The sequence below is a fragment of the Pantoea sp. X-Soil-OKNW-556 genome (assembly GCF_059730695.1).
This window is the reverse complement of record NZ_AP035990.1, coordinates 2,033,159-2,060,072: the sequence shown is the minus strand read 5'-3', so window position 1 is coordinate 2,060,072 and position 26,914 is coordinate 2,033,159. Positions and strand designations below refer to the sequence as shown.

Here is a 26,914-nt window from a genome sequence, read left to right as displayed (position 1 = left end):
AGCCACAGGCCAGCACCACCTGGTACCTGCCGGGATTTTGACAATCCGCGCCCCTGGGAGTCATCAGTAAGCAATGAGATCACGCCCGGCACTCAACACCTGTATAACCATACAGTAATTTCCCTGAACTTGAAATCTTTCTCTGCACAATTTATGATTCGTTTTGTGATGAGTGCTGAGCACCCCGTTCACCACCCGGTTACCAGCCGTTACGTGAACAAAAATAAAGGATTTGGCGTTGCTGCCAAATCCTTTTTTATTGCCCGTCATTTGAGTCCTGTATCAGGACTTGTCAGCCGGTAATGTCACCCAATAACCCGGCTGATACGGCAACGGCAGGAATTTTTCGTGGAATTCACGGAAGGTCGCATCCGGGTCGAGATCGGCAAACAACTCGGGATGCAACCACTTCGCCAGCGCCTGAATAGCGACAAACTGATAAGGGCTGTCGTAGAACTGATGCCAGATCGCATGGGCATTGCCGTTATGTGCCACCGGCAAGGTTTTAAACGCATCGCGCATCATCAATGTGCGCAGACGCGCTTCCGCTTCTTTCGTGTCAGCCCCCGGCCCCACACCCACCCATTTACCCACGGTGTTGTAGTTCTTCCAGTTGGCGCCGGTCACCACCACCACATCCGGCTGGCTGGCGATAATCTGTTCAGGATTCAGGGTGCCAAAGGTGCCAGGAATCAGGTCTTTCGCGATATTGCTGCCGCCCGCCAGTTCCACCATCTGACCGAAGTTCTCGTTGCCAAATGACATACAGCATTCGTCGGTATAACCACCGGCACGGTCAATCATCACTTTCGGGCGTTTGCCGTCAAAGTTCTTCAGGCGATCGGTTACTTTGGCAATCGCTGCACGACGGAACGCGATAATTTCTTCCGCGCGCTGCGGTTTGTTGACCAGTTCACCCATGATACGGATGCTCTGCTCGGCGTGCTCCATCGGTTTCTCACGGAAATCGATAAACACCACCGGAATGCCTACCGCCTGCAACTTCTCGATCAGTTTGCCTTCGTCGGTCGCCGCTTTGGATTCGAGGTTCATCAACACCAAATCAGGTTTCAGCGTCAGCGCCTGTTCTACGTTGAAGGTGCCATCTTTTGCCCCGCCGAAAGTCGGTAACGTCTTGATTTGCGGATAACGTTTCTCATACGCCATGTAGCCATCGTAATCCGCCTTGTGGAAATCATCGCGCCAGCCTACCACGCGCTGAAAAGGGGTCGCCGTATCGAAGGCCGCCAGCAGGTACATCTGTCGCCCCTCCCCCAGAATGATACGTTTTGACTCCTGCGCCACCTCAACCTGGCGTCCGGCCACATCGGTAATAACTTTGGCAGACGAGCTTAAGGAAAACGTCAGTAACCCCAGCGCTAACATCCAATTCTTCATGTGATCTACCCATACAAATGATAATGATTATTATTAATTGCATTTCGCGGCGTCACTATTACCTGGCGGAAAGAAAATGAAAAGCCTTCACGACACATTTTTTTACATCCCGCCGGCTGTGTCGCCGCTCACAAAACGTGCGTCTTTCGTGAAAACCCTCACAACACCCCATGCAATTGCCCAATTTATCGCCGCGATTTACCGCATTTTGGCTAATGCGCAAACAAAAGGTGAACGCTAGATTAAAAAATGAAACAACGTTTTAATTTTTCATTAACACCCAGGTATGGGTATGTATTCCCGGAGGAGTTGCCGTGAAGATCAGCGCCATTGATGTCACCCTGTTCAGTTACCCCACCCGCCGTGTATCGGATAGCGCCGGGCATTCGCATCCCGGTCCGGAAAGCGATGCACAACTGGCCATGCTCACCCTGACCAGCGAAGACGGCCACTGCGGCTATGCCTTCGCGCCGGCGGAAGTGATTCGCCCGCATGTGGTCAACGCCTTCTTCCGCAAAGTGTTGCTGGGGCAAAACGCTTTTGATCGTGAACGGTTATGGCAGGATTTGGTGCACTGGCAACGCGGCAGCGCCCATCAGTTAACGGAGCGCGCGCTGTCGGCGGTGGAACAGGCGTTGTGGGACCTGATTGGCCGAAAATTACAACTGCCGGTGCATAAACTGCTCGGCGGCTACCGCGACACCATCCCCGCCTATGGCAGCACCATGTGTGGCGATCAACTGGAAGGCGGCTTATCGACCCCCGATGAGTACGCACAGTTTGCCGAGCAACTGGTGGCGCGCGGTTATCGCGCGATTAAGCTGCATACCTGGATGCCGCCGGTGTCGTTTGCGCCCAGCCCGATCATGGACATCAAAGCCTGTGCGGCGGTGCGGGAAGCGGTTGGACCGGATATCGCCCTGATGCTGGACGGCTACCACTGGTACAGCCGCAGCGATGCCCTCACCATTGGTAAGGCGCTGGAAAAACTCAACTTCACCTGGTTTGAAGAACCGATGGAAGAAGAGAGCATGGCCTCTTATGCCTGGCTGGCAGATAACCTGAGCATTGATGTGCTTGGCCCGGAAAGCCTCGGCGGCAAACATCACAGCCGCGCTGACTGGGTGCGCGCCGGAGCCTGCGACATTCTGCGTGCCGGGGCCAACGGCGTAGGTGGGATCTCCGCCACCCTGAAAGTCGCCAGTCTGGCCGAAGCCTTTGGCATGGATTGTGAAGTCCACGGCAACGGTGCCGCCAGCCTGGCGGTGGTGGGCGCCATCCGCAACTGCCGCTGGTACGAACGAGGCTTACTGCATCCGTTCCTCGATTACGAGCAACCGCCTGCGTATCTCAACAGCCTGGTTGACCCGATGGATGACCAGGGTTTTGTGCATCTGCCAACCCGCCCCGGACTGGGCGAGGATATCAACTTTAGCTGGATTGAAACCCATACCCTGAATCGCTGGTAACCCCGACACAAGCAGTACGGCAAACAACAATAAACCTCTGACCTGCTGGACTTTGCTTATGAATCTTTTGCTTCGTTGCACAGCGTGCTGTATGGCGCTGCTGCTGATGGCGGCCAGCCCCGGTTTGCGGGCCGCCACGCCGGATGATCAGCTGATCGTCGGCATGAATATGAACAACCTGTTAACCCTCGATCCCGCCGCCATGACCGGTAATGAAGTGGTGGGCATCGTGGTGAATCTGTATGACGGGCTGGTGGAGCTGGACCCGCGCCAGCTCACCCATGTCCGTCCGGCGCTGGCGGAACGCTGGGAGATTAGCCCGGACAACCGCCAGCTCACCTTCCACTTACGTGACAATGTCACCTTTCATTCTGGTAATCCGCTCTCCAGTGAGGATGTGGTGTGGTCGATGCGCCGGGTGTTGCACCTGAATCTGGCCCAGGCGTCGGTGTGGAAATCCTATGGTTTCAGCAAAGACAATGTCGACCAGATGATAACCGCACCGGACGCTCGCACCGTCGTCCTGCGTCTGCCAAAAGCCAACGACCCGCTGCTGGTACTGTATTCCCTGGCTGCGCTCGGCAGCATGGTGGTATTGGACAGCAAAACCGTGCAGGCGCATGCCAGCAACGGGGACTGGGGCAACCGCTGGCTGACCACCCATGAAGCCGGTTCCGGCCCGTTTCGCCTCGATGTCTGGCAGGCGAAAGACGTGCTGCGTATGAATCGCGATCCTGACTACTGGCGGGGCGCACCGAAGCTGTCGCGCGTGGTGTTCCGCCATTTACAGGAGTCGCAGACGCTGCGCCTGATGATGGAAAAAGGCGATATCGATATTGCCAGCAATATGGCGATCCCGGATGTCAAAGCGCTGCGCCACGACCCGGATCTCACCGTCGATGCGGTGCCCAAAGGCACAATTTACTATCTGGCGATGAGCATGAAGGATAAGCATTTCGCCAGTGCCAAAGTGCGCGAGGCGGTACGCTATCTGGTGGATTATCAGGGCATCAACAAAAGCCTGATGGCGGGTTATGGCGAACTACATCAACGTCCGATTCAGGCCGGGATGCCCGCCACCCTTCCCGACCCTGGCTACAAACTGGATATCCCCCGAGCCAAAGCGTTGCTGGCGGAAGCCGGTTATCCCAATGGGTTTGACACCACCCTGCGCGTGCTGGCAGACCAACCGTTTCTGAATATCGCCATCGCCATTCAGTCCACGCTGATGCAGGGTGGCATTCGCGCCAAAATCGTCACCGGTACCGGTAACCAGATCTATGGCGCGATGCGTGAGCGTCAATTCAATCTGTTGGTCGGACGTGGCGGCAGCGGCGTGGAACCGCATCCCCACTCCAGCCTGCGTTCGCTGGTCTACAACCCGAACAACGCCGATAGCGCCAGACTGACCAATTTCCAGGGATGGCGTACCGGTTTCTACGATGCGCAACTCAACCAGATGATCGACCAGGCGCTGCTGGAACGCGACAGCGTCCGTCAACAGCAGGATTACTTCGCCATTCAACGTCGCTACGACCAGTTGATACCGGCGTTGATGCCCATCTCGCAAATGGTCGATTCCGTGGTGGTGAATAACCGGGTACAGGATTATATCCCGCATCCTTCGGCCACCACCTTTTTGCGCGACGTATGGAAAACCCCGGATAGCCTGGCAGGAGGTACGCCATGAAACTGACGCGAAGCCACTGGCGGCGCATCCGCAGCCGTGGATGGCAGGTGCTGATCACCCTGATGGGCCTGCTGCTGTTGACCTTCTTTATCGGTCGCGTGATGCCGCTCGATCCGGTGCTGGCGATTGTCGGACCGGATGCCGATCACGCCACTTATCAGCAGGTTTATCATCAACTCGGCTTTGATAAACCCTTGTGGGTGCAGTTTGTCATCTACCTCAATGGCCTGCTGCACGGCAATCTTGGCATGGCGCTGCTGACCGGCCAGCCGGTGATCAACGATATCCTGCGCGTCTTCCCGGCCACGGTGGAACTGGCGACGCTGGCGATTGTGATCGGCACCGGGCTGGGTGTACCGCTCGGCGTCTGGGCGGCGGCACGACGCAATGGCGTGGTGGATTATGTGGTGCGCATCATCAGCCTGGCGGGTTACTCGACACCAATTTTTTGGGTCGGGATGGTGGGTCTGCTGCTGTTCTACGCCCATCTCGGCTGGGTCGGTGGTGCCGGACGGGTGGATTTCAGCCTGGACGGTCTGGTGCCGCGCCGCACCGGGTTGCTGTTGGTCGATGCGTTGCTGGCCGGAAATGGCAGCGTGTTCGCCAGCGCGCTCAATCATCTGATCCTGCCCGCTTCTCTGCTCGGCTTTCACTCGCTGGCGTATATCAGCCGCATGACGCGCAGTTTTATGCTGGCGCAACTGACGCAGGAGTTCATTCTGACGGCGCGCGTGAAGGGGCTGACCGAGTGGCAGGTGATCTGGCAACACGCCTTTCGCAATATCCTGGTCCAGCTGTTGACGGTGGTGGCGCTGGCCTACGGCTCGTTGCTGGAAGGCGCGGTGCTGATCGAAACGGTGTTTTCCTGGCCGGGATTTGGTTCCTATCTCACCGGCAGCCTGATGCTGGGCGATATGAATGCGGTGATGGGCTGCGTGCTGGTGGTCGGCCTGATTTTTGTCCTGCTTAACCTGATTTCTGACCTGCTTTATCAGGTATTCGACCCGAGGACTAAAGTATGACGATTTCGCTGGATACCCCTTACACCAGCGCGGCGCAGGAGCGTCTGGCACGCTTCCGCCGTTTTGCGTCCCGTAGCGGCCAGTTTATCTGGCGTATGGCCTGCAATCCGCTGACCGCCATTGGCGGCGCGATCATTCTGTTGTTGCTGGTAACGGCGTTGTTTGCGCCGTGGATCGCGCCATACCATCCGCTGATTCAGGATCTCAATAACGCCCTGAGTCCCCCCAGCGCGCAGCACTGGTTTGGCACCGACGAATTCGGTCGCGACATTTTCAGCCGCCTGGTATGGGGGGCGCGCATCACGCTGTATATCGTGCTGCTGGTGTCGGTCACGGTCGGCCCACTTGGCCTGCTGCTGGGCGTAACCGCCGGGTATTTTGGCGGCAAGGTGGATAGCGTGCTGATGCGCGTCACCGATATCTTTATCTCCTTCCCCAGTCTGGTGCTGGCACTGGCCTTTGTCGCCGCGCTTGGTCCTGGTCTGGAACATGTGGTGATCGCCATTACCCTTACCGCCTGGCCGCCGATCGCCCGTCTGGCGCGTGCCGAAGCGTTGTCGCTGCGGCAGGCGGATTTTATCTCTGCGGTGCGTTTACAGGGTGCTTCACCGCTGCGCGTGCTGTGGAAACATATTGTCCCGCTGTGCCTGCCGTCAGTGATTATCCGTATCACCATGAATATGGCGGGCATCATTCTTACCGCTGCCGGGCTGGGCTTTCTCGGCCTCGGCGCACAGCCGCCGGACCCGGAATGGGGTGCGATGATCGCCAGCGGTCGCAGCTATATGCTGGAGTGCTGGTGGGTGGTGACGGTGCCAGGTCTGGCGATTCTGGTGAACAGTCTGGCGTTTAATTTCTTAGGAGATGGCTTACGTGACATCCTCGATCCCCGTAGCGAGTAACGCCCCGCCGTTACTCGACGTAGCAGATTTACAGGTCAGTTTCGCGCAGGGACGCCAGCTTACCCCGGCGGTGCGTGGCGTCTCTTTCCAGCTTGGGCAGGAGAAACTGGCGATTGTCGGCGAATCCGGTTCAGGTAAATCCACCGTTGGCCGCGCCCTGTTGCAGTTACATCCGCGAAGCGCGCAGATCAGCGCACAACGTATGCAATTTGGTGAGGTGGATCTGCTGCGTGCCACCCCGGCGGAGATGCGTGCTATCCGGGGGAAACGTATCTCAATGATTATGCAGGACCCGAAATACTCCCTCAATCCGGTAGTGCGAATCGGTGAACAGATCGCCGAAGCCTGGCGCAGCCATCACCCCGGCCAGCGCAATGAAGCCCGTCAGCGTGCGCTGGCGATGCTGGATGTGGTGCGCATCCGCGATCCTGAACGGGTGTATCAACTCTATCCACACGAAATCTCCGGTGGACAAGGGCAACGCGTGATGATCGCCATGATGCTGATCACCGACCCGGAGCTGGTGATCGCTGATGAACCCACCTCAGCGCTGGATATTTCCGTGCGCTTGCAGGTGCTGGGCCTGCTGGATGATCTGGTGAAGCAACGCGGGCTGGGGCTGATTTTTATCAGTCACGACATCAATCTGGTGCGCCATTTTTGCGACCGGGTGTTGGTGATGTATGCCGGGCGGGTGGTGGAGTCGCTAGCCGCCACCGACCTCGATCGGGCGCAGCATCCCTACACCCAGGGGTTACTGGCGGCGCTGCCCGATATCGACCAACGTCGTCCACGGCTGCCGGTGCTACAACGTCAGGCCAGCTGGCTGCAACCTTAAGGAGAACGCATGAAACCGATGATCGGGGTACAGAATCTTAACCTGAGTTTTGGCGAGGATGAACAGCGTCATCAGGTGCTGTTTGACGTTAACCTGGCAGTGCGGGAAGGTGAAATCTTCGGCCTGGTGGGCGAATCCGGTTCCGGCAAAACCACGGTGCTCAAATGCCTCGCCGGATTGTTTAACCACTGGCAAGGGGAGTTGACGATTGACGATCAACCGCTGGCGCACCGCATCACGCGCCCGCTGTGCCGCAAAGTACAAATGGTGTTTCAGGACCCTTACGGTTCGCTGCATCCACGCCATACCCTTGGCGATATTCTAGAGGAGCCGCTGCATATTCATGGCATCAGTCAGCGGCAACAGCGCGTGACGACCATGCTGGAAAAGGTCGGATTAAACCGCGCCTGGCAAACGCGTTACCCCCACCAGCTTTCCGGTGGTCAACGTCAGCGTGTGGCGATAGCCCGCGCCCTGATTCTGGAACCGCGCGTGTTGCTGCTGGATGAACCGACTTCCGCGTTGGATGTCTCGGTGCAGGCGGAGATTCTTAATTTGCTGAGTGACTTGCAGCAACAGGAAAATCTGACATACCTGATGGTCACCCACGATCTCGGCGTGGTGGCGCATCTGTGTCACCGCGTTGCGGTGATGCAGCACGGCAAAGTGCTTGAAACGCTGGATGTGGAGTCGCTGGTGGCAGGACAGGCGGCGGTGCCATATACGCAGATGCTGGTAGAGGCGAGTCGACATCCGGAGATAGCTGCGGTTTGATGCCCGGCGGTCTTCTGCCCTCACCCCGGCCCTCTCCCGCAAGCGGGAGAGGGAGATGTGCCATGTGCTCGATCGGCTCCCTCTCACGCAAGCGGGAGAGGGAGATGTGCCACATGCTCGATCGGTCCCCTCTCACGCAAGCGGGAGAGGGAGATGTGCCATGTGCTCGATCGGCCCCCTCTCACTCAAGCGGGAGAGGGAGATGTGCCATATGCTCGATCGGCCCCCTCTCACGCAAGCGGGAGAGGGAGATGTGCCATATGCTCGATCGGTCCCCTCTCACGCAAGCGGGAGAGGGAGATGTGCCATATGCTCGATCGGTCCCCTCTCCCGCTTGCGGGAGAGGGTTAGGGTGAGGGTTAACGCGCCACCACCTCACGCACAAAGCGCACAATCTCGTCATTCTGCCCATGCTCGAACAGGCAATGCTGAAAACGCGGGCCGCTCAGCGCGGTTTTCACCAGTTCAGGATCGATCGCACGCAAGGTATCGAGATAATGTTCTTTGACCACCGCCGTTTTCACCTGGTTAAGGATTCCAGCGTTGCGCACCTGTGGTTCTTTGCGTTCCGGCGGATAACCCAGCCCTTTCTCCCCGGTGAAGGCTTTCTCGAAGATAAAACGCAGGTTGAGTTCTGCCCCCCAACCAAAACCTTTGGCAAAAGGCAGCGACAAGGCATTGCCGTTATTGATCTGGGCAAACAGATAAGCGTCAGCCGGGTCGATGCAGTAGCCACACACCACGCCGGGATGGATATTCAGCGACATCAATGCGCCCTGTCCGGTGCCGCATCCGGCGACCACGAAATCCACCGCTTTGCTGTTGAGCAGCACGCTGGCCATGATGCCAAGGTGAATATAAGTCAGATGATGATCCTGCTCGTCGCTCATGCCGACGTTAAACACCTGATGACCCAGCGGTTGTGCCACCGTCTCCAGTTGGGTTAATACGGTGGCGTTTTTTGCCGCCTGGCTGTTTTCCATCATTAACGCGATTTTCATGATCCATCCTTCATATTAAATTGAAACACCGTTTCATTTTAATCAAAGATCAGTAAAATGCAGCAGAGAAATGCCCTTTTGCTTGTGAGTTATGTCACACAACTGCGAGGAATGACGATGTTTATCTACCGCAATGCCACACAGGTTGAGGATTTGGGGAATGGCGTGACCCGCCGGGTGCTGGCGCACGGTGGCCGCATGATGGCGGTTGAGGTCAGCTTTGAAAAAGAGGCGATAGGTCCACTGCATCACCACCCGCATGAACAACTGACCTATGTGCTTTCCGGGCGCTTTGCGTTCACCATCAACGGTGTGACCAAAGAAGTGGGCGCCGGTGACACCTTGTATAAAGCACCAAATGTGGTGCACGGCTGTGTCTGCCTGGAAGCGGGCACGCTGCTGGATACTTTTACCCCGCAGCGTGAGGATTTTCTTGGGTAAGTATGCGCGATAAATCGCGTACAGATTTGCGCGATAAATCGCGCCGCTACGGACCGCACATAATCGCGCTTTTTCTGCCTGGTTAAACAATATCATCCACCACGCCGCCATCGACGCGCAGCGCAGCACCGGAGGTGGCCGACGCCTGAGTGGAGCAGACGTACACCACCATATTCGCCACTTCATCGACGGTAGCGGCCCGCTGGATCACCGAACTCGGGCGCTGGCTCATAACAAACTCTTTCCCCAGCGTCTCCAGCGATTTACCGGTGCGTTTCACTTCGTCGGCCATCATGGTGGCAAAACCATCCGAAATTGTTGGGCCGGGTAACACGCTATTCACCGTGACGCCGGAACCGGCTACCACTTTCGCCAGACCGCGTGCCAGAGAAAGCTGCGCGGTTTTACTCACGCCGTAATGCACCATATCGACCGGGATATTGCGCGCAGACTCGGAAGAGATAAACACCACGCGGCCCCAACCTTTCTTCACCATATTCGGCAGTAAGGCGCGTGATAGCCGCACGCCGGACATCACGTTAGTCTGCCAGTAGGCTTCCCAGGTCTCATCGTCGGTGGCAAAGAAATCTTTCGGACCAAAGATCCCGGCGTTATTCACCAGAATGTCGATGGCAGGCAATCCCTTCAGCAGCGTCTCAACGCCCTGTGCGCTGCTGAGATCGGCGATATGGGTATGGATTTTCGCCCCCACCACCGCAGCATTGAGTTTGTCTCGCGCCCGACTGACCGACGCCTCACTGCGCCCGTTCAACACCACTTCGGCCCCGCTCTCGGCCAGCCCCTGCGCAATGGCGAAACCAATGCCGCCGGTGGACGCGGTGATTAACGCTGTTTTGCCGTGTAGATCGATTTTCATCACATTCTCCATATTGGTTACGATACCTGCACACCATCGAAAAGCCTGGTAGATACTGCACGCACCGCATTAACGAAACATGCTTTGTAACCAAAGAGTTTGCCAATTGCGGACAAAACGCAGCCACACTCAATGCTTTCACTCCCGTGGGACCACATCATGAAAACCCTTGCCTTTGCCGCACCGGGTGCGATGGGCGCGGCAGTTGCGGCGGTGCTGAGCCAGCACGGCGCGCGCGTCATCAGCCCGTTAAGCCAACGCTCTGCCGACTCACAACAACGCGCGCACGCCGCGCACATTATCGATGCCACTGAAGCTGCGCTGTGTGACGCCGACATTATTTTTTCTATTGTGCCGCCCGAATTCGCCCTGAGTTGGGCGCAGCAGATGGCTCCGCATTTACAGGCGGCGGCGCGCAAACCGCTGTACGTCGATTGCAACGCCATCAGCCCGGAAACGCTGCAACAGGTGGCAGCGGTGATTGAAGCCACCGGCACACCTTTTGTCGATGGCGCGATTATCGGGCTGCCGCCGGGCGAGCAGAATCCTGACGGGCCACGCTTTTGGTTTTCCGGCCCCCACGCCAGCCAGTTAGCGGAGTTGAGCGACCTGGGCCTGCGCGTGCGCATTATGTCGGCGGAAAACGGCGCGGCATCCGCGCTAAAAATGTCCTACGCCGGGATCAATAAAGGCATCACCTTGTTGGTGTCAGCGATGCTGATTAACGCCAGTCGGGTTGGCGCGGCGGAGGCGTTGCATGAGGAGATGACGGAGAGCCAGCCGCAGATCCTGAAAAGAATGAAAAAAGCCGCCCCGGATATGCTGCCAAAAGCCTGGCGCTGGGCGGCGGAGATGGATGAAATCGCGACGCTGAATCAGGGCGAGCTGGCAACCGATCGCCTGTATCAGGCGCTGGGCGAGGTGTGCCGCCAGCTGGCAGCCGACCGCAGAGGCGATCAACGACTCAGCGACCTGCTGGCGGCCTTCTTTCAACCCGATGCCGAAAGCGCCCGCGCTGACTGACGCTGAAGTTGCCGCTGCAACCACGCTTGTGCAGCGGCCACGTCCGGCGCGCGGGCATCCAGTTGCAACACCGGACCGAGCGCCATCGGCTGCGCCCGCTCCGCCAGTTGCCGCAGTTCGGGCAGATACTCAGCCCCCGGATGCCCCGGCATACGCTGTTCCAGCCGTGCCTGATAGCGCGCCACCACTTCATCCGGGGTGATCGCCATCCATAGTTCCAGCACCCGCGTCACGCCTGCGTGTTGCAATCCCTCCTCCAGTACCGCTTTGGGTTGAAAACCAAACCAGGCATCAATCAGGTAAACGCAACTGGCCGGTGCCTGGCCGACGATCTTCCATATCGCCTGATAGGCGGCACAGCCGAGCTGACGATTGCGCAGGCGATCCACCGGCGCAAAGCTGGCCATAAACGGCTCTTTCAGGCTATCCAGCGTCAAAACCGGCAGGCCAAATTGCTGCGCCAGCGCGCGCGCCAGTGTGCTTTTACCCGAGGCGGGAATGCCGTTGACCAGCACCACGCATTTTTCTTCAGTAGGGGTTGTCATAGGATGTCCATTACCTCCGCCACACTGCTGGCTTTGCGCAGTCGCACCAGCGTCTCCTCATCCTCCAGCATCGTGACAATCGCGCGGATGCCCTCCTCGATATGCGCATTGCTGTCACGCGCGCCAAACATGATGACGATATCCGCCTTGTCGCTGCCGTCGAACGACACCGGTTCCTTCAGCACAATCAGGCTGAAGCAATCCTTCAGTACTCCGGTTTCCGGTCGGGCATGAGGGATGGCAATCCCCTCTTCAAACACGTAATACGCACCGTGCGTCAGGGTGTTGGCAATCACCGCTTCGGGATAGGAGGCGTTGACATAGCCGCCCTGCACCAGTGGCCGGGCGGCAAGGCTGATCACTTCCCGCCAGTCACGGCTGGTAATCCCCACCTGAATCGCATTCGCTTCCTGCAACAGTTGTTTGATGCTCATACCGCCTCCTTAAATCGATTTGCGGATGGTATTACGCAGCTCATCGATTTTGACGAACAGCGGATCAATCTCCTGACGAAAACGGCGGCTTTTGGCAAATAAACTTAATGCACGATTATATTCCAGCATTAATTGTTTTTGCGTGTCCCCCGCCCGTGGATTATTTGCCAGCTGCTGCTCCAGCGCGTTTATTTTCTCGCTGATACTTTCAGCCTGACGATCTATTTCCTGCTGATCCTGCCCGTTATTTTCCGGGACCTTTTTCCTGAATCCGAACATAGCGTCTCCTGCCCCGAATGGCGCCAGGGCACCTCAGGTTAATACGTCATGAAAGATGCGGTTTAGCGGAATAACTGAATTTTTTCGACTAACACATCGGTAACGGCATCATTCGCCGGTACCAGGAAATTGCGCACGCTGTCGTTTACTTTGCCCTTTTCGAACGTCTGTTTACAGCGCGCCACCCATTGCACGTTCATTTCTGTGCCGACGTTCACTTTTTCGATACCGCTGCGCACTGCCAGACGCATATCTTCATCGCTGACGCCAGTGCCGCCGTGCAGTACCAATGGCGTGTGCGTTGCTTCGGTAATATCCGCCAGCCGCTGATGCTGGATATGTGCTTTGCCGGTGTATAACCCATGTACCGTACCAATCGAGATCGCCAGCATATCGACACCGGTTTCATCCACGAAACGTTTCGCATCGTCCACGGTGGTGAAGGAAGTTTCGTTCATTTCCACCGACTTACCATCTTCTGAACCGCCGATCGCCCCCAGTTCCGCTTCAACCGAAACATGCAGCGGGCGTGCCATATCAATGACTTTCCGCGTGTTGGAGATGTTCTCTTCTATCGGCAGATGTGAACCGTCATACATCACCGAACTGAAACCGGCATCCAACGCCGTTTGAATGGCATCCAGGTCGGAGCAATGGTCCAGATGCAAACAGGTCGGTACATTGCGGCTTTCCGCCAGCGAACGAATCGCATCGACCAACAATTTATGACCGAGATATTTCGCCGTACCGGTAGAGATCTGAATCATTAAAGGACTATTGGTTTTTTCCGCCGCTTTAAAATAAGCCGGTAACATCTCCAGACAGTGTAAATTAAAGGAACCGAGCGCTTTAAATTCACGTTGTTTGGCCACCTGTAACAGATCGGTAAAGTTATAAAGTTTCATGAATATTTTCCTCGTGAGGCTTAGTGGATTTTCCGTTAACAAACCAGGCGATCAGGGTAATGAAGACAATAAACAGGGCGACGAACAGCCAGTTATTCTGGAAGGCATGGCCGAGTACCAGGCCAGTGCTGATAACGTCTGAATCACTGAAGGTCACGCCGGTGAAACCGTAGCTTTCCAGCATCGGTACCAAAATGGCCGGCAGCAGCGTAATGAACAGACCGTGGACAAAGCCGCCGATCATCGCGCCGCGACGACCGCCAAGCGCGTTACCAAACACCCCAGCGGTGCCTCCGGCAAAGAAGTTGGTCAGCAGGCCCGGTAAAATCATCGCCAGACCGAACATCGGGAACACCAGCATGCCAACGACCGACCCAAGGGTGGTGGCGAGGAAGCCCACGATCACCGCATTCGGTGCATAGGGGAACATCACCGGGCAGTCGAGTGCCGGTTTAGCATCCGGTACGATGCGCATCGCGATACCGCGGAAGGCAGGTACCAACTCATTCAGCAGCAGACGCACGCCGCTATACAGCACAAACACCCCGCACACGAACTGAATCGATTGCATAAAGGCGTACATCAGGTAGTTCATACCGCTGCTGTACTGAGCGATAAACGCCGGGCCTGCCGCCAGCGCCGGGATCAGGTACATCGGCACCATCACCACCGCCATCGACAGATAGGTGTCTTGCAGGAATTTGAAGTTATCCGGCAGCTTCAGATCTTCAGTGGAGCGCGAGCCTTTGCCGACCACCTTCGCCACTGCCGCCGTCACCAGGTAGCCAATGGTGCAGAAGTGGCCGAGCGCAACATCATCCGAGTCGGTGATGCGACGAACTACCGGTTGTGCCAGTGCCGGCATCACCACCGCCATCACACCACCAAAAATGCCGCCGGTAAGGATCAGAGGTAAGCCTGTCAGCCCCGCTTTGTAGCCGATCACCGCACCGATAGTCGCCATCCACAGCAGCGCCTGTCCGGTGAGGAAGATGTATTTGAACGGTGTCAGACGGGCAATGATGATGTTGACAATAAAGATCACCAACAGTGTCAACGCCACCTCTGAACCCAGCTCGCGGTTCGCTAACCCGGCGATGGCAGCAACATCGGTGATATAACCCTGCATGCCAAAGCCGTGGGTAAAGATGGTATTCAGGAAGGTCAGCGTACCGACAATGATGTTGATACCCGCCATCATAATTAAGAAACCGAGCAGGGTTTTAAAGGTGCCTTCCACCACCTTGCCTGCGGATTTTTTTTGCAGCAGCAGACCCACCAGGGCAATAAAGGCGATCAGAATCGATGCCTGCCCTAACAGATCTTTGACCAGGAAGTTAATAACACTATTCATGGCTGGCAACCTTCATGTTGTGTTCTTTCATAAACGCCACGATCTTTTGCTCAATTTCCGCCTTATCGGTCAGCTTGTTGAGAATAATCACGCGTTTCATTTGTTCCGGACTGGCATCGGCATTTAATACGTCGGCAAATGCCTTCTGCGTTAAAATCATGTCGGATTTAAACGCATTGGCTTCAGAAATGGTGGTGTGATCGATATCTGCATCAATTTCTAACTTTTTTAATACCGCTTTGGCGCTCATTTCGATGGCGAAACTGGACCCCAGACCACATCCGCACACACATAATATTTTCAGCATGGCTATCTCCTCACAGAATATGCAGTTGTTTAGCGAGTTTGTAATGATGCCCTTCGGTGTCAACCAGGCGTTTTTTCATGCTTATTAAATCAATGGGTATCGGTTTATTGCTGCCATTAATAATGACGGCTTTATTGCGCATTCCCGACTGAATACAACGCGCCACTTCGCTGGCCATAATGGTGCCCTGATAAATTTCTTCACAGGTGGGTTCGCCATTACGCAGGCCGTAACCGATGATGGTTTTACGGATACGCACACCAATCAAAGGTTCAAGTTGTTTAATTAAGGTATCGATCGCCCCCTGGAACCCCGGCGAATATTCGCGGGTATAGGCTTCAGAGCACAGAATAATCACGCTGTTTTGCTGCGCCAGACGTGCCGTGACCCGTTCCGCCAGCTCATGCGGCGGAATCTGGCACTCGGGGATCAAGGCAAAATCCGCATTGGATTTAATCGCTGATTGCAGGGTTAATTCGCCACAATAACCACCCAGCAACTCCACCATAAATACGCGCCCCGGCAATCCACGCCCGGTGTTACGTAATTTCGCCACTTCCTTCAGCACCTGTTCACAGGCGGTGGAAAAGCCAATAGTATAATCGCTGCCGAATACATCGTTATCGATGGTCATACCAACGCCAAAGCAATTGACACCAAATTCACTCAGGATATGGAGGAATTGCAGCGACCCATCGCCTCCGGCCATAATTAATACGTCAATGCGTAGCGATTTAAGTTGTTTCGCTATGGCTTCATATTCCGGTCGAATTAATTTTCTCGTTGGCCGTCCTGATTGCATCACCGGGATCGCCGCGATGGCATAATCCACAAGATCACGCTGCGATATTTCTTGATGTTTATTTTCCAGCAACCCTGGAATGCCGCCGTTAAATAACACCATATCCGCCTGGGTTAAGCGAGAAATCTGAAAGATAAAGTTATTTATGCCGGTAACATCACCACCGCTGATCACCATGCCAATTCTCATTATCCTGCTCCTTACGCTGCGCTTCTGACAGCCATTTTTCCGGTGAAGAGGATTTGTATTTGCAATGGAGATCACATTATTGCTACGAATTTATCCGTCGAGGTCATTGACAAAGATATTTACAGACCTAATTTTGTGATGTTAATCACATGGTAAATTTTTCCAAAGAGATGGAATTATTATAAAATTCATCACGTTATATATTTTTCACACCTCTGCCTGTCTGGCCCGATTTAACAATTTATTTGTCTTTTTGCTTTGCCTCTATTTTGTGATAACCCGCGCATTTTTATTGGTACGCCGCGGTTTTTCCGCGCGAGATAAAGGGATAATGCTTCAGTGCGTTATTTTAACTTTAGTGCCGATGAATGATTGACATAGCGCCGTATCCGCCTGTCCAATAACCCGGCAGACACATGACACAGAAGAGAAAACATGACATCCCCGCAGGAAATGTTGCGTCAACTGAGTGACGTGGTAGGTGAAAAACAGCTGTTAACCCATTCTGATGATAAGGCCTGGTACACCAAAGGATTTCGCGTTGGGCGCGGTGAGGCACTGGCCGTGGTGCTCCCCCAGACATTATTACAACTGTGGCAAACCCTTCAGGTATGCGTGGCGCACGACGCCATTATTCTGATGCAGGCATCAAACACCGGCGTAACCGGCGGCTCGACGCCGGACGGCAACGATTACGATCGTGAGGTGGTGATTGTCAGCACCCGCCAGTTACAGGGCGTGCAGGTCATTGATGAGGCGCGTCAGGTGATTGCCTTCCCCGGCACCACCCTGACGGAGCTGGAACAAACATTGCAACCGCTGGGGCGTGAGCCGCACTCGGTCATTGGTTCGTCCTGTATTGGTGCGTCGGTGGTCGGCGGCATCTGCAACAACTCCGGTGGCTCGCTGATTCGCCGTGGTCCGGCGTTTACCGAAAAATCGTTATTTGCCCGCATTCATGATGATGGTCGACTGGAGATGGTCAACCATCTCGGCATTGCGCTGGGTGACACGCCGGAAGCGATGCTGGAAAATCTCACCCGTCAGCAGTACCAAACCGGTGACCAACCCGACTGGCAGGGAAAGATCTGGGCGGATGACTACGCTGACCGTCTGCGCGACGTCAGCGCCGACAGCCCCGCGCGCTTTAATGGCGATCTGCGTTATCTGCATGACAGTTCGGGTAGCGCAGGTAAAGTGGTGGTGTTTGCGGTGCGTCTTCCTACCTTCGAAGCCAGTGCTGGCAGCGACACCTTCTATATCGGCACCAACGATGAGTTGGTGCTGGTGGAACTGCGCCGCTATCTGCTGACGCGGATGAGTGAATTGCCGGTGCAGGCGGAGTATATCCACCGTAACGCCTTTGACCTCACCGTGCGTTACGCCAAACATATGTATCTGGCAATTCGCAAACTCGGCCCGCAGGCGATACCGCGCCTGATGGCCGGCAAAGCCAGGTGGGATGTGCGCGTCAGCCACCTGAAATTTTTGCCACGCAATTTTGTTGATCGGGTGCTGCAATTCTTTAATCAGATCACTCCGCGCTTTGTCGCGCCACGCATCATGGATTATCGCAGCGCGTATGAACATCATCTGATGATTAAGGTGGAGTCAGCGCAAGCCGCTGAATTGCAGGGGTTACTGGCAGATTTTTTTGCCAACCACAGCGGTGATTTCTTCCACTGCGATGCACGCGAAGCAGCAGATGCCTTCCTGGTGCGCTTTGGCGTGGGCGGCTGCACCATCTCCTACTGTGATGCGCTGGGCTACAACCCGAATGAGCGTCTGGTGGCGTTTGACGTGGCGTTGCGTCGTAATGATGATGCCTGGCGTTTAACGCTGCCAGATCACCTGGCAGCGCAGGTGCAGGTTGATTCCTGCTGCGGGCATTTCTTCTGCTACGTTAATCATCAGGATTATGTGCTGAAGGCGGGCGTGGATGCAAAGGCGTTTAAAGAGGCGGTGAAAGTCGTACTGGAGCAGCGTGGGGCGAAGTATCCGGCAGAACATAACGTCGGACATCTGTATCACGCATCCTGCGATCATGTGGCGCACTGGAAACAACTCGATCCGACCAACAGTTGCAATCCGGGGATTGGCAAAACCAGTAAGAAGAAATTCTGGGCGGAGTAACTCATGCCCGTGGCGGCGCAATATCCTGCGCCGCCACGCAAAAAGATTATGATTTAATTCTGATTAATTTCAGTAAGAAAACATCAAATCGGCACAGTAACCTGAAATTATTATAAATATAAATACATAGTGATGGAAATGCACCATAGTGGACAGTCAAGTATTGGTTATTGATTCCACCTGGGGGCTAAATGAACTTAATTACAGCAAATTTCACGTCAAGCACGCCTTAAACGGAAAGCCATGATTACACTAAGGAAGAAACGGAAAAAATATATCCTCTTCTCTACCAGAATATATCTGATATTGCTAACTCGCCCAACAGCGCTGTCTCCTTTGCTCATTCCGTTGATGCCACAAATCCTCCTCTGATAGCAAATAACATACTTCCCCATTGGTCTTTTACGCCCGGACGTATGTGGTTCCCGAATAACTGGCTATTGCAGAGTTCCGACGCTTCGGTGATTCAACGTACTCAAGAAAAATTAATTTTCCAGCATAATAACGGCATACGAACACAACTGGATACAACAGACGAATTAAAGATTGACATGGGTAATAAGGATTATTTCTTTTATCATCCGGAGAGAAATTCAACCCTGAATGGTGTTCAGATACAACATAACGAAATGTGTGTAATCTGCACAACCAAAGGGGCTTCAGCTATCTATTCTCCCGACAGAGTCGCCGTGTTACGGGATTTCTTTTTTAGCTATGACATGTTTCTGCTGCTGCATGGGGATCTTAGTCAGAAAACGGTGACAGAAATAGCCAACAGACTGATTCCCGGTCAGATCGATGCCAGCAACCCGCTCTATACCATGATTATGGATTTGCGTGGCATCTGGCATGAGATCGACAAGAATGCTCTGGTCTATCAAGCACCTAAATCTATCAATGAGAAATCACATCCTGGTGAACTGCTTAAAATGGAAGGGGATAATAAAATCTTTATCCGGGGTCGCGACCAACAATGGCATCAACTCAAAGTTGAGCTACCTGAGCTTGCGCCGTTTGGATTTATTGCTTAATCCATAATGGCGCGATAAATCGCGCCATTATGGACCTTAATTACTTCGCGTACGCTTCGGTCGAAATGGTGAGCGTCACATCGTCGCTCACCGCCGGAACATATTTATCCAGCTTGAAGTCAGAACGCTTGATGGTGCCGGTGGCATCAAAACCAATCGCCTGCTTCTTCACCATCGGATGCTCACCCTGCTGGTTCAGAGTGGCGTGCAGAGTAATCGGTTTGGTGATGCCTTTCAGGGTCAGATTCCCTTCTACATCAAACTTATTATCGCCCTTCGCGACCACTTTGGTGCTGTGGAACACCGCTGACGGATATTTCGCGGTGTCGAAATACTCTTTGCCGAGAAACTCTTTGGTCAGCGCCGGGACATGGCTATCGATCTGGGTGATCGGCAGCGTGACGTCAACGCGTGACTGCTCCGGGTGGTCCTTATCAAACACCAGCGTACCTTTGCTGTTCGGGATGTCGGCGGTGGGATGGGAGAAACCGAAGTGGGTCCAGGTGACAATCACCGAGGTGTGTTCCGGGTTGAGATCGTAGTGCATGGCAGCCGCCTGTGACAGCGGAGCGTACAGGGTAGCGGCGGCCAGCAACGGCAGTGCGAAGCGAGTAACGTTTTTCACGGGTGTTCCTTTTTGCTCAGAATATGCCTTGAGTGTCGGGCATTATGCCGCGCAGGAACAGTGAAGAGTTTTGGCTGAATTTTTCAAAAAAATTCAGCAATATCAATACGAAACAGTTACTTTTAGGGACAATTCAGCGTCTGACTTAACGCCACCAGAACTCGCCAGTGACGACGACCACGCAGCAAACGCTGATGGAGTTGTTGCAGCTGTGTCAGGCAAAGAGCATCAATGGCGTCGGACGATAATTCCGCCAGTCCCTGTTGCTGCCGCAATGCCCTTAACGCCGCCGTCGCGTTATCCACGCTGGAAAGCGGGTTGCGCAATGTTGGCTGCAAGGCCGCGAGATCGACCTCAGCAACATCGAGGGCACGCAGGAAGCGTTTGCAATGACCGAGAAGCGTAGGCCAGGGGATATCAGGTGATTGCAACGCCAGCAGGATGCCATCCACATCCGCTACTCGCTGGTAGCGCGCCGACACCACATAACCAATTTGCTGTTCAACCCGCAGGCGCTGGAAAAAGCGTGGTTCATAAATCAGCGCCAGCATGCGCAACGCGGCCAGCGAGGCATCATCGGCGGCGATCAATGGCATAAACAGCAGCAGCGCCTGGTCACGACCTGAGCACGGAATGGCGGTCACGCCTGCGGTTAATGATGGCTCAGCCGCCGCTGCGGCCAACGGCAGGTCACTCAGCACCCGCGCGATGTCCTCAGCCAACGCCATGTCGCTACCACTCCAGGCCGCCTGCCAGCCTGGTGCCGCTGATGTTGTCAGCAATTGGTGCGGCAACGCTGCTAACAACTGACGAATCACGATGCCATCAGCAGCATTCACCGGTTGAGGTTCAACCCCAATATGCAGCGCCTGCACCGTTTGTTGCACCGCAGCCAACGCCGCGTCCCGCTCTTTCGGCAGATGCAGGGTCAGTTGCCAGCTCCCCTGTACCTGCTGCCAACTCCCACGCCCGCCGCTATGGCGTAACGCAGCGAGAATGGGACGCAGCAATTGCTGGCGCGCCCCGGCAAGCTCATCACTTAACGGCTGGTAAAATGCCGGACGCAACAGCAAGGTCTGCTGTGGCTGAACCGGCGTTACCCGCAGCATGGGGAAACTCTGGTCAGGCAACGCCCGCAGACTCGGCGGCTGTGCCAGTGGATAAAACCAACATGGCAGTCCCGAGGCCGACACCTTCGCCGGTGCTGGCCAGTCGGCAAGCGCGAGGTCGAATCCCTGGGTGTGGCGGGTTATCGCGTCAACCTGGACCTGGGTCAGCAATCGGCGTGGCTGGCATTGTTGCAGGAGCCGGAGCCAGTCACCAAAGTCGGCAGCAGTGCCCGGCGCAAAGCCAGTAGCACGGCCACGCAGTTGCTCCAGCGGTGTCAGTTGCCGGAAGTCTTCCTGCGCCAGCCGCTGATAATGGTGACGTTGTGGGGTTCCGGTGTGCATCAGGTCGCTGAGGTGCTGCCGGAACTGCGCTTCGATGCACAGAGCCTGGCGCGTGCTAAGGGTGCGCGCCGTAAATTTCAGCACCAGCCAGCTGTGTTGGCTATCACGCCATAACCATTGCAGGCTGATATTTTCACACAACCCGGCAGCCCGCAGTTGTGCCAGCAAACTGCCGGGGGCCTCATCGAGCCAGAACTGACGGCACAAGGTGACGTTGTCACGTAACGTATCGGCGCTGTCCGGCAAGATAAAAGTCAGCCAGAAGGCTTCTTCGCCCGCCAGTTGGATCTGCCGGTGCGAGATGCCGCCTGATGGGGATGGCAACGCGATGACCGGTGCGGTGCCCGGCCTGAGTTGCTGACCATAGCGTTGCGCCAGTTGTTCCAGCTCCACCAGGGATTGTGGGCCTTGCAGCCACAACGTCATGCTCTCCGCCACATAATGCTGCTGATGAAACGCGCGTAACGCCTGCTGCAAGTCTGTGACGTTGTCACCGAAAACCACCTGACTGCCGACACGAAAACGCCGTAACCGCGCAGGGGCATCAGGCATATCCAGCAACGCCGCCTCGCTCAATGTGGCCGCGTGGCGTTGCAGCAAACGATACTCCGCGTCAATGACGGCACTTTCCTGGCGGATGGCCTCCTCAGTCAGACGCGGAGCCGCGAGCATATCCAGCAGACGCGCGACGCCTGCCTCCAACGCCCTGGCCGGAACCTGAAAGAAAAATGCGCTGTCGCTGAGCTGGGTAGTCGCGTTGACCTGGCCGCCCTGTTGCTGCACCCACGGCATCAGGCGCTGGTCATCAGCGATGCCTGTGCTACCGCAAAACACCAGATGTTCCAGCAAATGCGCCAGCCCTGGCCAGCGATCCGGCTCATGCAGGCTGCCCGCCGTCACCTGCACCAACGCGGCAGCATCGTGCGCATCAGGTTGCTGGTGGAGGTGACAGCGCAGGCCGTTCGCCAGTGTCAGGCTGCGCGTGGTCATCAGAGAATGCGCTGCTTGTAGATCAGCTGCGAGTTGGCGCGATTACGGAATTGCAGTTGTGCGATTTTGATATCGCTACAGCTGGCTTCACGCCGGGCTTCGAGGATTTTATCGTGGTGTGGCGATTTGCTGCATACCGGGTCGGTGTTGTCAGCATTGCCGGTCAGCATATAGGCCTGGCAACGACAGCCGCCGAAGTCCTTCTCTTTTTCGTCACAGGAACGGCACGGCTCCGGCATCCAGTCATAACCCCGGTAACGGTTAAAACCGAATGAGTTATACCAGATGTCGTCCAGACTCTGCTCCAGCACCGACGGGAACTCAACCGGTAACTGGCGGGCGCTGTGGCACGGCAATGCCGTACCTTCCGGCGTGACGCTGAGGAAGATCGATCCCCAGCCGCCCATGCAGGGCTTCGGACGTTCTTCGTAATAATCCGGCGTGACGAACAACAGGTTGGTCAGGTTGCCGCTGGCTTCCATGCGCTGGCGATACTCGGCCACCACGGCTTCGGCACGGGCGATTTGCTCGCGCGTCGGTAACAATCCCTGACGATTGATATGCGCCCAGCCGTAAAACTGGCAGGTTGCCAGTTCGACATCATCGGCTTCCAGCTCGATACACAGGTCGATAATTTTGTCGATCTGGTCGATGTTATGGCGATGCAACACGAAGTTCAGCACCATCGGATAACCGTGTGCTTTCACCGCTTTCGCCATCTCCAGTTTCTGCTGGAAGGCTTTCTTCGATCCGGCCAGCGCAGCGTTCAGCGTTTCGTCACTCGCCTGAAAGCTGATCTGAATATGGTCCAGTCCGGCATCGGCAAACGCATCCAGTTTGTTTTGCGTCAGGCCAATGCCTGAAGTGATCAGGTTAGTGTAGAAACCGAGATCGCGCGCCGCCTTGATCAGTTCCGGTAAATCTTTACGCGTCAGCGGTTCACCGCCGGAAAAACCGAGCTGCACGCTACCCATCGCGCGTGCCTGACGGAACACCTCAATCCACTGTTCGGTAGTCAGCTCTTTTTCCTGCTGGGCAAAATCGAGCGGGTTCGAGCAGTACGGACACTGCAACGGGCAGCGGTAAGTCAGCTCGGCCAGCAGCCACAGCGGCGGCGTCACGCCGTTTTTATTCGGGTTCACGACACTGGATCCATTTCTGTTCAATAGCAGACTGCAAAAATGCTTTTACGTCTTCATCCACACCACCCGCATCCGGGAAGCGCGCATTCAGCGTCGCGATAATCGCGGCGACATCTTGTTTGCCGGTCACCAGTTCGAGGATGGCGGTCGCGGTTTCATTCAGCTTCGCCATGCCTTCCGGGTAGAGCACAACGTGGCTCTCCTGCGCCGGTTCCCATTGCAGGCGATAGCCACGGCGGAACGCGGGGATCAGGTTATCTTTCATCTGTTTATACCAGTCGGGTGGTGTGCCAGGCCGCCTTATCGGTGACCGTGTGATAAGGGGGACGTTCTAACGCGTAAGCCATGGTCATGGCATCGAGCATGGTCCACAGGATGTCGAGCTTGAATTGCAGGATTTCCAGCATACGGTTCTGCTGTTCCGCCGTGGTGAAGATCTCCAGCGCCAGCGCCAGCCCGTGCTCAACATCGCGGTTCGCCTGGCTCAGACGGCTGCGGAAGTAGAAATAACCTTCCTCTTTGATCCACGGATAGTGCTGCGGCCAGCTATCGAGACGCGACTGATGGATCTGCGGCGCGAACAATTCGGTCAGCGAGCTACAGGCCGCCTCCTGCCAGTTGGCGCGACGGGCAAAGTTCACGTAGGCGTCGACCGCAAAGCGCACGCCCGGCAGCACATGCTGCTCAGACAGCAGTTCTTCACGCGTCAGCCCAACCGCTTCACCCAGTTGCAACCAGGCTTCGATACCGCCCTCGTGTCCGTTGCTACCATCGTGATCGAGAATACGCTGTACCCATTTGCGGCGTGTTGCCGGATCCGGGCAGTTCGCCATGATCGCCGCATCTTTCAACGGGATGTTGGTCTGGTAGTAGAAACGGTTGGCAACCCAGCCCTTGATCTGCTCCGGTGTCGCCGCGCCATTGTGCATGGCGATGTGGTACGGGTGATGGATATGGTAGTAGGCACCTTTGGCGCGCAGTGCCTGTTCAAAGGCGGCTGGCGTCAGGGCTTCAGTAATGATCACGATGAAGACTCCTGCAAATGGATCGCCATCCCATCCCAGCTCACTTCAATGCCCTGCTGTGTCAGGTACTGACGCTGTGGCGATTGCTCGTTGAGGATCGGATTGGTGTTATTAATATGAATCAAAATTTTGCGTTTCGCCGGTAAGGACGCCAGCAACGCCATCAGACCTTGTTCTTCAGCCAGCGCTAAATGGCCCATCGCTTTGCCGGTATTTTTACCAACGCCGGTGGTCAGCAGCTCATCATCCTGCCAGACGGTACCGTCTATCAGCAGGCAATCGGCCTTTTGCAGCCACGGCATGATCACCGCATCCGGCTCACCCAAGCCTGGTGCATACAGCAAGGTTTGGCCATTGGCGCGGTTGGTAATAAACAGCGCCACGTTATGTCCGGGCAGTGGACGATCGCGGAACGGCGAGTACGGCGGCGCGTTGCTGAGAATCGGGATGGCGGTGAACTCAAGATTGCGACAAACATCGACACTGAAAGGCTCCAGCGGCGTCAACGCATGATGCTGCAAACCGCCATTCCAGTGTTGCAACATGGTGAAAATCGGGAAGCCGCTGGTCAGGTCAGCATGGACTTCCGGGGTGCACCAGACCTGATGCGGGCAGCCTTCGCGCAGGCTTAATAAGCCGGTGGTGTGGTCGATCTGGCTGTCGGTAAGAATGATGCTGCCAATCGCGGTACCGCGCAGCACGCCCTTTTTATTGAGTTCTGGCGTGTGGGCAATTTGCTGGCTGATATCAGGTGAGGCATTACACAGCACCCAATCTTCACCGTTATCGCTGACAATAATCGAGGATTGCGTCCGTGCCTGTGCCTGGATGGTGCCGTTACGCAAGCCGCTACAATTGGCGCAGTTACAGTTCCACTGCGGAAAACCACCGCCCGCCGCTGAACCGAGAACTTTAATAAACATGAGAAATGACCGGAGAAAGAAAACAAAATGCCCGCGCGATTGGCGGGCAGAAGTCTTAGCGGTTGGAGATGTACAGAGTCACTTCCAGGCCCAGACGCAGGTCAACAAATTCAGGTTTTTTCCACATAATATTCTTCCTCTAAAGTCTCTTTACGCAGAGCATTCTCTGCATGGAATGTTTGCACCGAGAAACGTGATCCCGATCGCAATACACATCGCGGGCTGATGTTGCGCCAATGTGACGAACAGATCAACCCTGTTTCGGTAAGGGAATTGTGTTATTCCCGCCAAATCTGTTTCAGCACCCGCTGCCAGTTACCCCAGGCAAGCTGCTCCAGTAACGGCTGATCATAGCCAATCTCGCGCAATAGCGTGAAGATCCTGGGTAGCCCGGACACATCTTTTAAGGCGTCCGGCGTGCTGATGCCGTCAAAATCGGAGCCAAAGCCCACATGATCACTCCCCATTATCTCCATTAAGTGATCAATATGTTTACCAATTTCGATCAGCGGCGTATCACTGTCGCGTTTACCATCGGGGCGTAAGAAGGCGTTACCAAAATTCACACCCACGATACCGCCGCTGTCGCGGATAGCCCGTAATTGCGCATCGGTGAGGTTACGTGGCTGTGGGCAAAGGGCATGCGCGTTGGAATGGGTGGCGACCAGCGGCGCGGTGGATAAGCGCGCGGTATCCCAGAACGCCTTTTCGTTCATGTGTGAAACATCAATCAGCATACGATGCCGATTGGCGGCGACAATCAGCGCCTCCCCGGCGGAGGTTAAACCGGGGCCGCTGTCCGGGGAACCGGGAAAATTACCGGTGACGCCCGCGCCGAAACGATTGGGCAGATTCCAGAACGGTCCGATACTGCGTACCCCCGCCTGATAAAACGCTGTCAACGCGTCCCCCTCACCATCAAAACCATCCGCGCCCTCGATATGCGCCACCATCGCCAGCACACCCTCAGCCCGACAGGCCGCGATATCCGCCGTGTTCAGGCACAGGCGGGCGCGCCCCTGTGATTCGGCCACCAGAGTTTTCAGGATGGCGAGTTGCTGCCACAGAATCTCCAGTGGCGCCACGCGCTCCTGCGCACGCTGCGGGGCAACCTGCTCGATATAACGCTGCGGTGGCACAAATAACGCAAACAGGCCACCCGCAAAACCGCCCTGCTGCATCCGCGGGTAATCAAGGTGACCGTTTGCAATGCCGGAGAAAAACACCTCAGCGGGATTATCACGATGATGCAGCCACAGGTTCAGCAGCAGATCGTTATGACCATCAAATGTGGGAAGTGACATAAGCGAGGAAAAAGAAGAAAACATGCGGCTATGCTACGCG

The 26,914-nt window shown here is 55.7% G+C and carries 28 protein-coding genes; 10 read left to right on the top strand and 18 right to left on the bottom strand.

What is annotated here, in order from left to right:
- Positions 1–282: 282 nt before the first annotated feature.
- The gene (locus AC6I8T_RS09565) at positions 283–1,398 is read right to left on the bottom strand and encodes an ABC transporter substrate-binding protein (protein WP_036625282.1); all 1,116 of its coding nucleotides are present in this window, start codon (positions 1,396–1,398) and stop codon (positions 283–285) included.
- Positions 1,399–1,712: 314 nt separating this feature from the next.
- Between AC6I8T_RS09565 and AC6I8T_RS09560 the strand changes: the two genes are divergently transcribed.
- Genes AC6I8T_RS09560 through AC6I8T_RS09535 form a run of 6 tightly spaced genes read left to right on the top strand, consistent with a single transcriptional unit; the run spans position 1,713 to position 8,093 of the window.
- Positions 1,713–2,867 carry a mandelate racemase family protein gene (locus AC6I8T_RS09560; protein ID WP_021183354.1) on the top strand — a complete coding sequence of 385 codons (1,155 nt, stop codon included), beginning with the start codon at positions 1,713–1,715 and terminating at the stop codon, positions 2,865–2,867.
- Positions 2,868–2,925: 58 nt separating this feature from the next.
- Positions 2,926–4,557, top strand: coding sequence for an ABC transporter substrate-binding protein (locus tag AC6I8T_RS09555; protein ID WP_036625285.1), 1,632 nt, complete (start codon positions 2,926–2,928; stop codon positions 4,555–4,557).
- Positions 4,554–5,579, top strand: a complete 1,026-nt coding sequence (locus tag AC6I8T_RS09550) for an ABC transporter permease (RefSeq protein WP_021183356.1) — start codon at positions 4,554–4,556, stop codon at positions 5,577–5,579. The genes AC6I8T_RS09555 and AC6I8T_RS09550 overlap by 4 nt, the downstream gene beginning before the upstream one ends.
- A complete protein-coding gene (locus AC6I8T_RS09545; RefSeq protein ID WP_021183357.1) occupies positions 5,576–6,481 on the top strand; it encodes an ABC transporter permease in 906 nt (301 codons plus the stop codon). Before AC6I8T_RS09550 ends, AC6I8T_RS09545 begins: the two co-directional genes overlap by 4 nt.
- On the top strand, positions 6,453–7,319 hold the full coding sequence (locus tag AC6I8T_RS09540; protein ID WP_208725399.1) for an ABC transporter ATP-binding protein: 867 nt from the start codon (positions 6,453–6,455) through the stop codon (positions 7,317–7,319). Before AC6I8T_RS09545 ends, AC6I8T_RS09540 begins: the two co-directional genes overlap by 29 nt.
- An 18-nt stretch (positions 7,320–7,337) precedes the next feature.
- Entirely contained in the window at positions 7,338–8,093 is a 756-nt protein-coding gene (locus AC6I8T_RS09535; protein WP_208725534.1) for an ABC transporter ATP-binding protein, read from the top strand.
- Between the two features lie 359 nt (positions 8,094–8,452).
- On the opposite strand, the gene AC6I8T_RS09530 is transcribed toward AC6I8T_RS09535, so the two are convergent.
- A complete protein-coding gene (locus tag AC6I8T_RS09530) occupies positions 8,453–9,094 on the bottom strand; it encodes an RpiB/LacA/LacB family sugar-phosphate isomerase (RefSeq protein ID WP_497833748.1) in 642 nt (213 codons plus the stop codon).
- 117 nt (positions 9,095–9,211) lie between these two features.
- Here AC6I8T_RS09530 and AC6I8T_RS09525 point away from each other — a divergent pair, with 117 nt between their 5' ends.
- Positions 9,212–9,535: a cupin domain-containing protein gene (locus AC6I8T_RS09525; RefSeq protein ID WP_208725397.1), complete on the top strand. Its 324-nt coding sequence runs from the start codon at positions 9,212–9,214 to the stop codon at positions 9,533–9,535.
- Between the two features lie 82 nt (positions 9,536–9,617).
- On the opposite strand, the gene AC6I8T_RS09520 is transcribed toward AC6I8T_RS09525, so the two are convergent.
- Positions 9,618–10,412 (bottom strand): SDR family NAD(P)-dependent oxidoreductase, encoded by a 795-nt coding sequence (locus tag AC6I8T_RS09520; protein ID WP_497833747.1) that lies wholly within the window; start codon positions 10,410–10,412, stop codon positions 9,618–9,620.
- A gap of 159 nt (positions 10,413–10,571) precedes the next feature.
- Between AC6I8T_RS09520 and AC6I8T_RS09515 the strand changes: the two genes are divergently transcribed.
- Entirely contained in the window at positions 10,572–11,435 is an 864-nt protein-coding gene (locus tag AC6I8T_RS09515) for an NAD(P)-dependent oxidoreductase (RefSeq protein WP_497833746.1), read from the top strand.
- Here AC6I8T_RS09515 and AC6I8T_RS09510 read toward each other — a convergent pair.
- The 7 genes from AC6I8T_RS09510 to AC6I8T_RS09480 form a co-directional block, all read right to left on the bottom strand.
- On the bottom strand, positions 11,402–11,980 hold the full coding sequence (locus AC6I8T_RS09510) for a P-loop nucleotide/nucleoside kinase family protein (RefSeq protein WP_208725395.1): 579 nt from the start codon (positions 11,978–11,980) through the stop codon (positions 11,402–11,404). The two genes, AC6I8T_RS09515 and AC6I8T_RS09510, sit on opposite strands and share 34 nt — an antisense overlap.
- Positions 11,977–12,414: a PTS sugar transporter subunit IIA gene (locus tag AC6I8T_RS09505; protein ID WP_497833745.1), complete on the bottom strand. Its 438-nt coding sequence runs from the start codon at positions 12,412–12,414 to the stop codon at positions 11,977–11,979. Before AC6I8T_RS09505 ends, AC6I8T_RS09510 begins: the two co-directional genes overlap by 4 nt.
- 9 nt (positions 12,415–12,423) lie before the next feature.
- A complete protein-coding gene (locus AC6I8T_RS09500) occupies positions 12,424–12,693 on the bottom strand; it encodes a hypothetical protein (protein ID WP_021183366.1) in 270 nt (89 codons plus the stop codon).
- 62 nt (positions 12,694–12,755) lie between these two features.
- Positions 12,756–13,598, bottom strand: a complete 843-nt coding sequence (locus AC6I8T_RS09495) for a class II fructose-bisphosphate aldolase (RefSeq protein WP_497833744.1) — start codon at positions 13,596–13,598, stop codon at positions 12,756–12,758.
- Positions 13,585–14,952 carry a PTS sugar transporter subunit IIC gene (locus tag AC6I8T_RS09490; RefSeq protein WP_021183368.1) on the bottom strand — a complete coding sequence of 456 codons (1,368 nt, stop codon included), beginning with the start codon at positions 14,950–14,952 and terminating at the stop codon, positions 13,585–13,587. The genes AC6I8T_RS09495 and AC6I8T_RS09490 overlap by 14 nt, the downstream gene beginning before the upstream one ends.
- Complete coding sequence (locus AC6I8T_RS09485) at positions 14,945–15,259, bottom strand: PTS sugar transporter subunit IIB (protein ID WP_013508968.1); 315 nt, start codon at positions 15,257–15,259, stop codon at positions 14,945–14,947. Before AC6I8T_RS09485 ends, AC6I8T_RS09490 begins: the two co-directional genes overlap by 8 nt.
- Before the next feature lie 10 nt (positions 15,260–15,269).
- Entirely contained in the window at positions 15,270–16,250 is a 981-nt protein-coding gene (locus AC6I8T_RS09480) for a 6-phosphofructokinase (protein ID WP_021183369.1), read from the bottom strand.
- Between the two features lie 435 nt (positions 16,251–16,685).
- On the opposite strand from AC6I8T_RS09480, the gene dld reads away from it, so the two are divergent.
- Positions 16,686–18,383, top strand: coding sequence for a D-lactate dehydrogenase (dld, locus tag AC6I8T_RS09475; protein ID WP_497833743.1), 1,698 nt, complete (start codon positions 16,686–16,688; stop codon positions 18,381–18,383).
- A 461-nt stretch (positions 18,384–18,844) separates the two neighbouring features.
- On the top strand, positions 18,845–19,414 hold the full coding sequence (locus AC6I8T_RS09470) for a hypothetical protein (protein ID WP_497833742.1): 570 nt from the start codon (positions 18,845–18,847) through the stop codon (positions 19,412–19,414).
- Positions 19,415–19,454: 40 nt separating this feature from the next.
- Here the strand turns inward: AC6I8T_RS09470 and AC6I8T_RS09465 are convergent, their stop codons facing one another.
- From AC6I8T_RS09465 to AC6I8T_RS09430, 8 genes are all read right to left on the bottom strand, one after another.
- A complete protein-coding gene (locus AC6I8T_RS09465; RefSeq protein WP_021183372.1) occupies positions 19,455–20,039 on the bottom strand; it encodes a YceI family protein in 585 nt (194 codons plus the stop codon).
- A 122-nt stretch (positions 20,040–20,161) separates the two neighbouring features.
- A complete protein-coding gene (gene pqqF / locus AC6I8T_RS09460; RefSeq protein ID WP_497833741.1) occupies positions 20,162–22,480 on the bottom strand; it encodes a pyrroloquinoline quinone biosynthesis protein PqqF in 2,319 nt (772 codons plus the stop codon).
- A complete protein-coding gene (gene pqqE, locus AC6I8T_RS09455) occupies positions 22,480–23,622 on the bottom strand; it encodes a pyrroloquinoline quinone biosynthesis protein PqqE (RefSeq protein ID WP_021183375.1) in 1,143 nt (380 codons plus the stop codon). Before pqqE ends, pqqF begins: the two co-directional genes overlap by 1 nt.
- Entirely contained in the window at positions 23,609–23,887 is a 279-nt protein-coding gene (gene pqqD / locus AC6I8T_RS09450) for a pyrroloquinoline quinone biosynthesis peptide chaperone PqqD (RefSeq protein ID WP_021183376.1), read from the bottom strand. Before pqqD ends, pqqE begins: the two co-directional genes overlap by 14 nt.
- Before the next feature lie 4 nt (positions 23,888–23,891).
- A complete protein-coding gene (gene pqqC, locus AC6I8T_RS09445) occupies positions 23,892–24,647 on the bottom strand; it encodes a pyrroloquinoline-quinone synthase PqqC (RefSeq protein WP_021183377.1) in 756 nt (251 codons plus the stop codon).
- A complete protein-coding gene (gene pqqB, locus AC6I8T_RS09440; RefSeq protein ID WP_208725390.1) occupies positions 24,644–25,570 on the bottom strand; it encodes a pyrroloquinoline quinone biosynthesis protein PqqB in 927 nt (308 codons plus the stop codon). The genes pqqC and pqqB overlap by 4 nt, the downstream gene beginning before the upstream one ends.
- A gap of 55 nt (positions 25,571–25,625) precedes the next feature.
- Positions 25,626–25,697: a pyrroloquinoline quinone precursor peptide PqqA gene (gene pqqA / locus AC6I8T_RS09435; protein ID WP_010617686.1), complete on the bottom strand. Its 72-nt coding sequence runs from the start codon at positions 25,695–25,697 to the stop codon at positions 25,626–25,628.
- Positions 25,698–25,848: 151 nt separating this feature from the next.
- Entirely contained in the window at positions 25,849–26,874 is a 1,026-nt protein-coding gene (locus AC6I8T_RS09430; protein ID WP_208725389.1) for a dipeptidase, read from the bottom strand.
- Positions 26,875–26,914 lie beyond the last annotated feature (40 nt).

What these genes read in the sequence shown, in the direction of transcription:
- AC6I8T_RS09565 (WP_036625282.1), bottom strand. Translation starts at nt 1,398, where the DNA reads ATGAAGAATTGGATGTTAGCGCTGGGGTTACTGACGTTTTCCTTAAGC.
- AC6I8T_RS09555 (WP_036625285.1), top strand. Translation starts at nt 2,926, where the DNA reads ATGAATCTTTTGCTTCGTTGCACAGCGTGCTGTATGGCGCTGCTGCTG.
- AC6I8T_RS09550 (WP_021183356.1), top strand. Translation starts at nt 4,554, where the DNA reads ATGAAACTGACGCGAAGCCACTGGCGGCGCATCCGCAGCCGTGGATGG.
- AC6I8T_RS09545 (WP_021183357.1), top strand. Translation starts at nt 5,576, where the DNA reads ATGACGATTTCGCTGGATACCCCTTACACCAGCGCGGCGCAGGAGCGT.
- AC6I8T_RS09535 (WP_208725534.1), top strand. Translation starts at nt 7,338, where the DNA reads ATGATCGGGGTACAGAATCTTAACCTGAGTTTTGGCGAGGATGAACAG.
- AC6I8T_RS09530 (WP_497833748.1), bottom strand. Translation starts at nt 9,094, where the DNA reads ATGAAAATCGCGTTAATGATGGAAAACAGCCAGGCGGCAAAAAACGCC.
- AC6I8T_RS09525 (WP_208725397.1), top strand. Translation starts at nt 9,212, where the DNA reads ATGTTTATCTACCGCAATGCCACACAGGTTGAGGATTTGGGGAATGGC.
- AC6I8T_RS09520 (WP_497833747.1), bottom strand. Translation starts at nt 10,412, where the DNA reads ATGAAAATCGATCTACACGGCAAAACAGCGTTAATCACCGCGTCCACC.
- AC6I8T_RS09515 (WP_497833746.1), top strand. Translation starts at nt 10,572, where the DNA reads ATGAAAACCCTTGCCTTTGCCGCACCGGGTGCGATGGGCGCGGCAGTT.
- AC6I8T_RS09510 (WP_208725395.1), bottom strand. Translation starts at nt 11,980, where the DNA reads ATGACAACCCCTACTGAAGAAAAATGCGTGGTGCTGGTCAACGGCATT.
- AC6I8T_RS09505 (WP_497833745.1), bottom strand. Translation starts at nt 12,414, where the DNA reads ATGAGCATCAAACAACTGTTGCAGGAAGCGAATGCGATTCAGGTGGGG.
- AC6I8T_RS09500 (WP_021183366.1), bottom strand. Translation starts at nt 12,693, where the DNA reads ATGTTCGGATTCAGGAAAAAGGTCCCGGAAAATAACGGGCAGGATCAG.
- AC6I8T_RS09495 (WP_497833744.1), bottom strand. Translation starts at nt 13,598, where the DNA reads ATGAAACTTTATAACTTTACCGATCTGTTACAGGTGGCCAAACAACGT.
- AC6I8T_RS09490 (WP_021183368.1), bottom strand. Translation starts at nt 14,952, where the DNA reads ATGAATAGTGTTATTAACTTCCTGGTCAAAGATCTGTTAGGGCAGGCA.
- AC6I8T_RS09485 (WP_013508968.1), bottom strand. Translation starts at nt 15,259, where the DNA reads ATGCTGAAAATATTATGTGTGTGCGGATGTGGTCTGGGGTCCAGTTTC.
- AC6I8T_RS09480 (WP_021183369.1), bottom strand. Translation starts at nt 16,250, where the DNA reads ATGAGAATTGGCATGGTGATCAGCGGTGGTGATGTTACCGGCATAAAT.
- dld (WP_497833743.1), top strand. Translation starts at nt 16,686, where the DNA reads ATGACATCCCCGCAGGAAATGTTGCGTCAACTGAGTGACGTGGTAGGT.
- pqqF (WP_497833741.1), bottom strand. Translation starts at nt 22,480, where the DNA reads ATGACCACGCGCAGCCTGACACTGGCGAACGGCCTGCGCTGTCACCTC.
- pqqD (WP_021183376.1), bottom strand. Translation starts at nt 23,887, where the DNA reads ATGAAAGATAACCTGATCCCCGCGTTCCGCCGTGGCTATCGCCTGCAA.
- pqqB (WP_208725390.1), bottom strand. Translation starts at nt 25,570, where the DNA reads ATGTTTATTAAAGTTCTCGGTTCAGCGGCGGGCGGTGGTTTTCCGCAG.
- AC6I8T_RS09430 (WP_208725389.1), bottom strand. Translation starts at nt 26,874, where the DNA reads ATGTCACTTCCCACATTTGATGGTCATAACGATCTGCTGCTGAACCTG.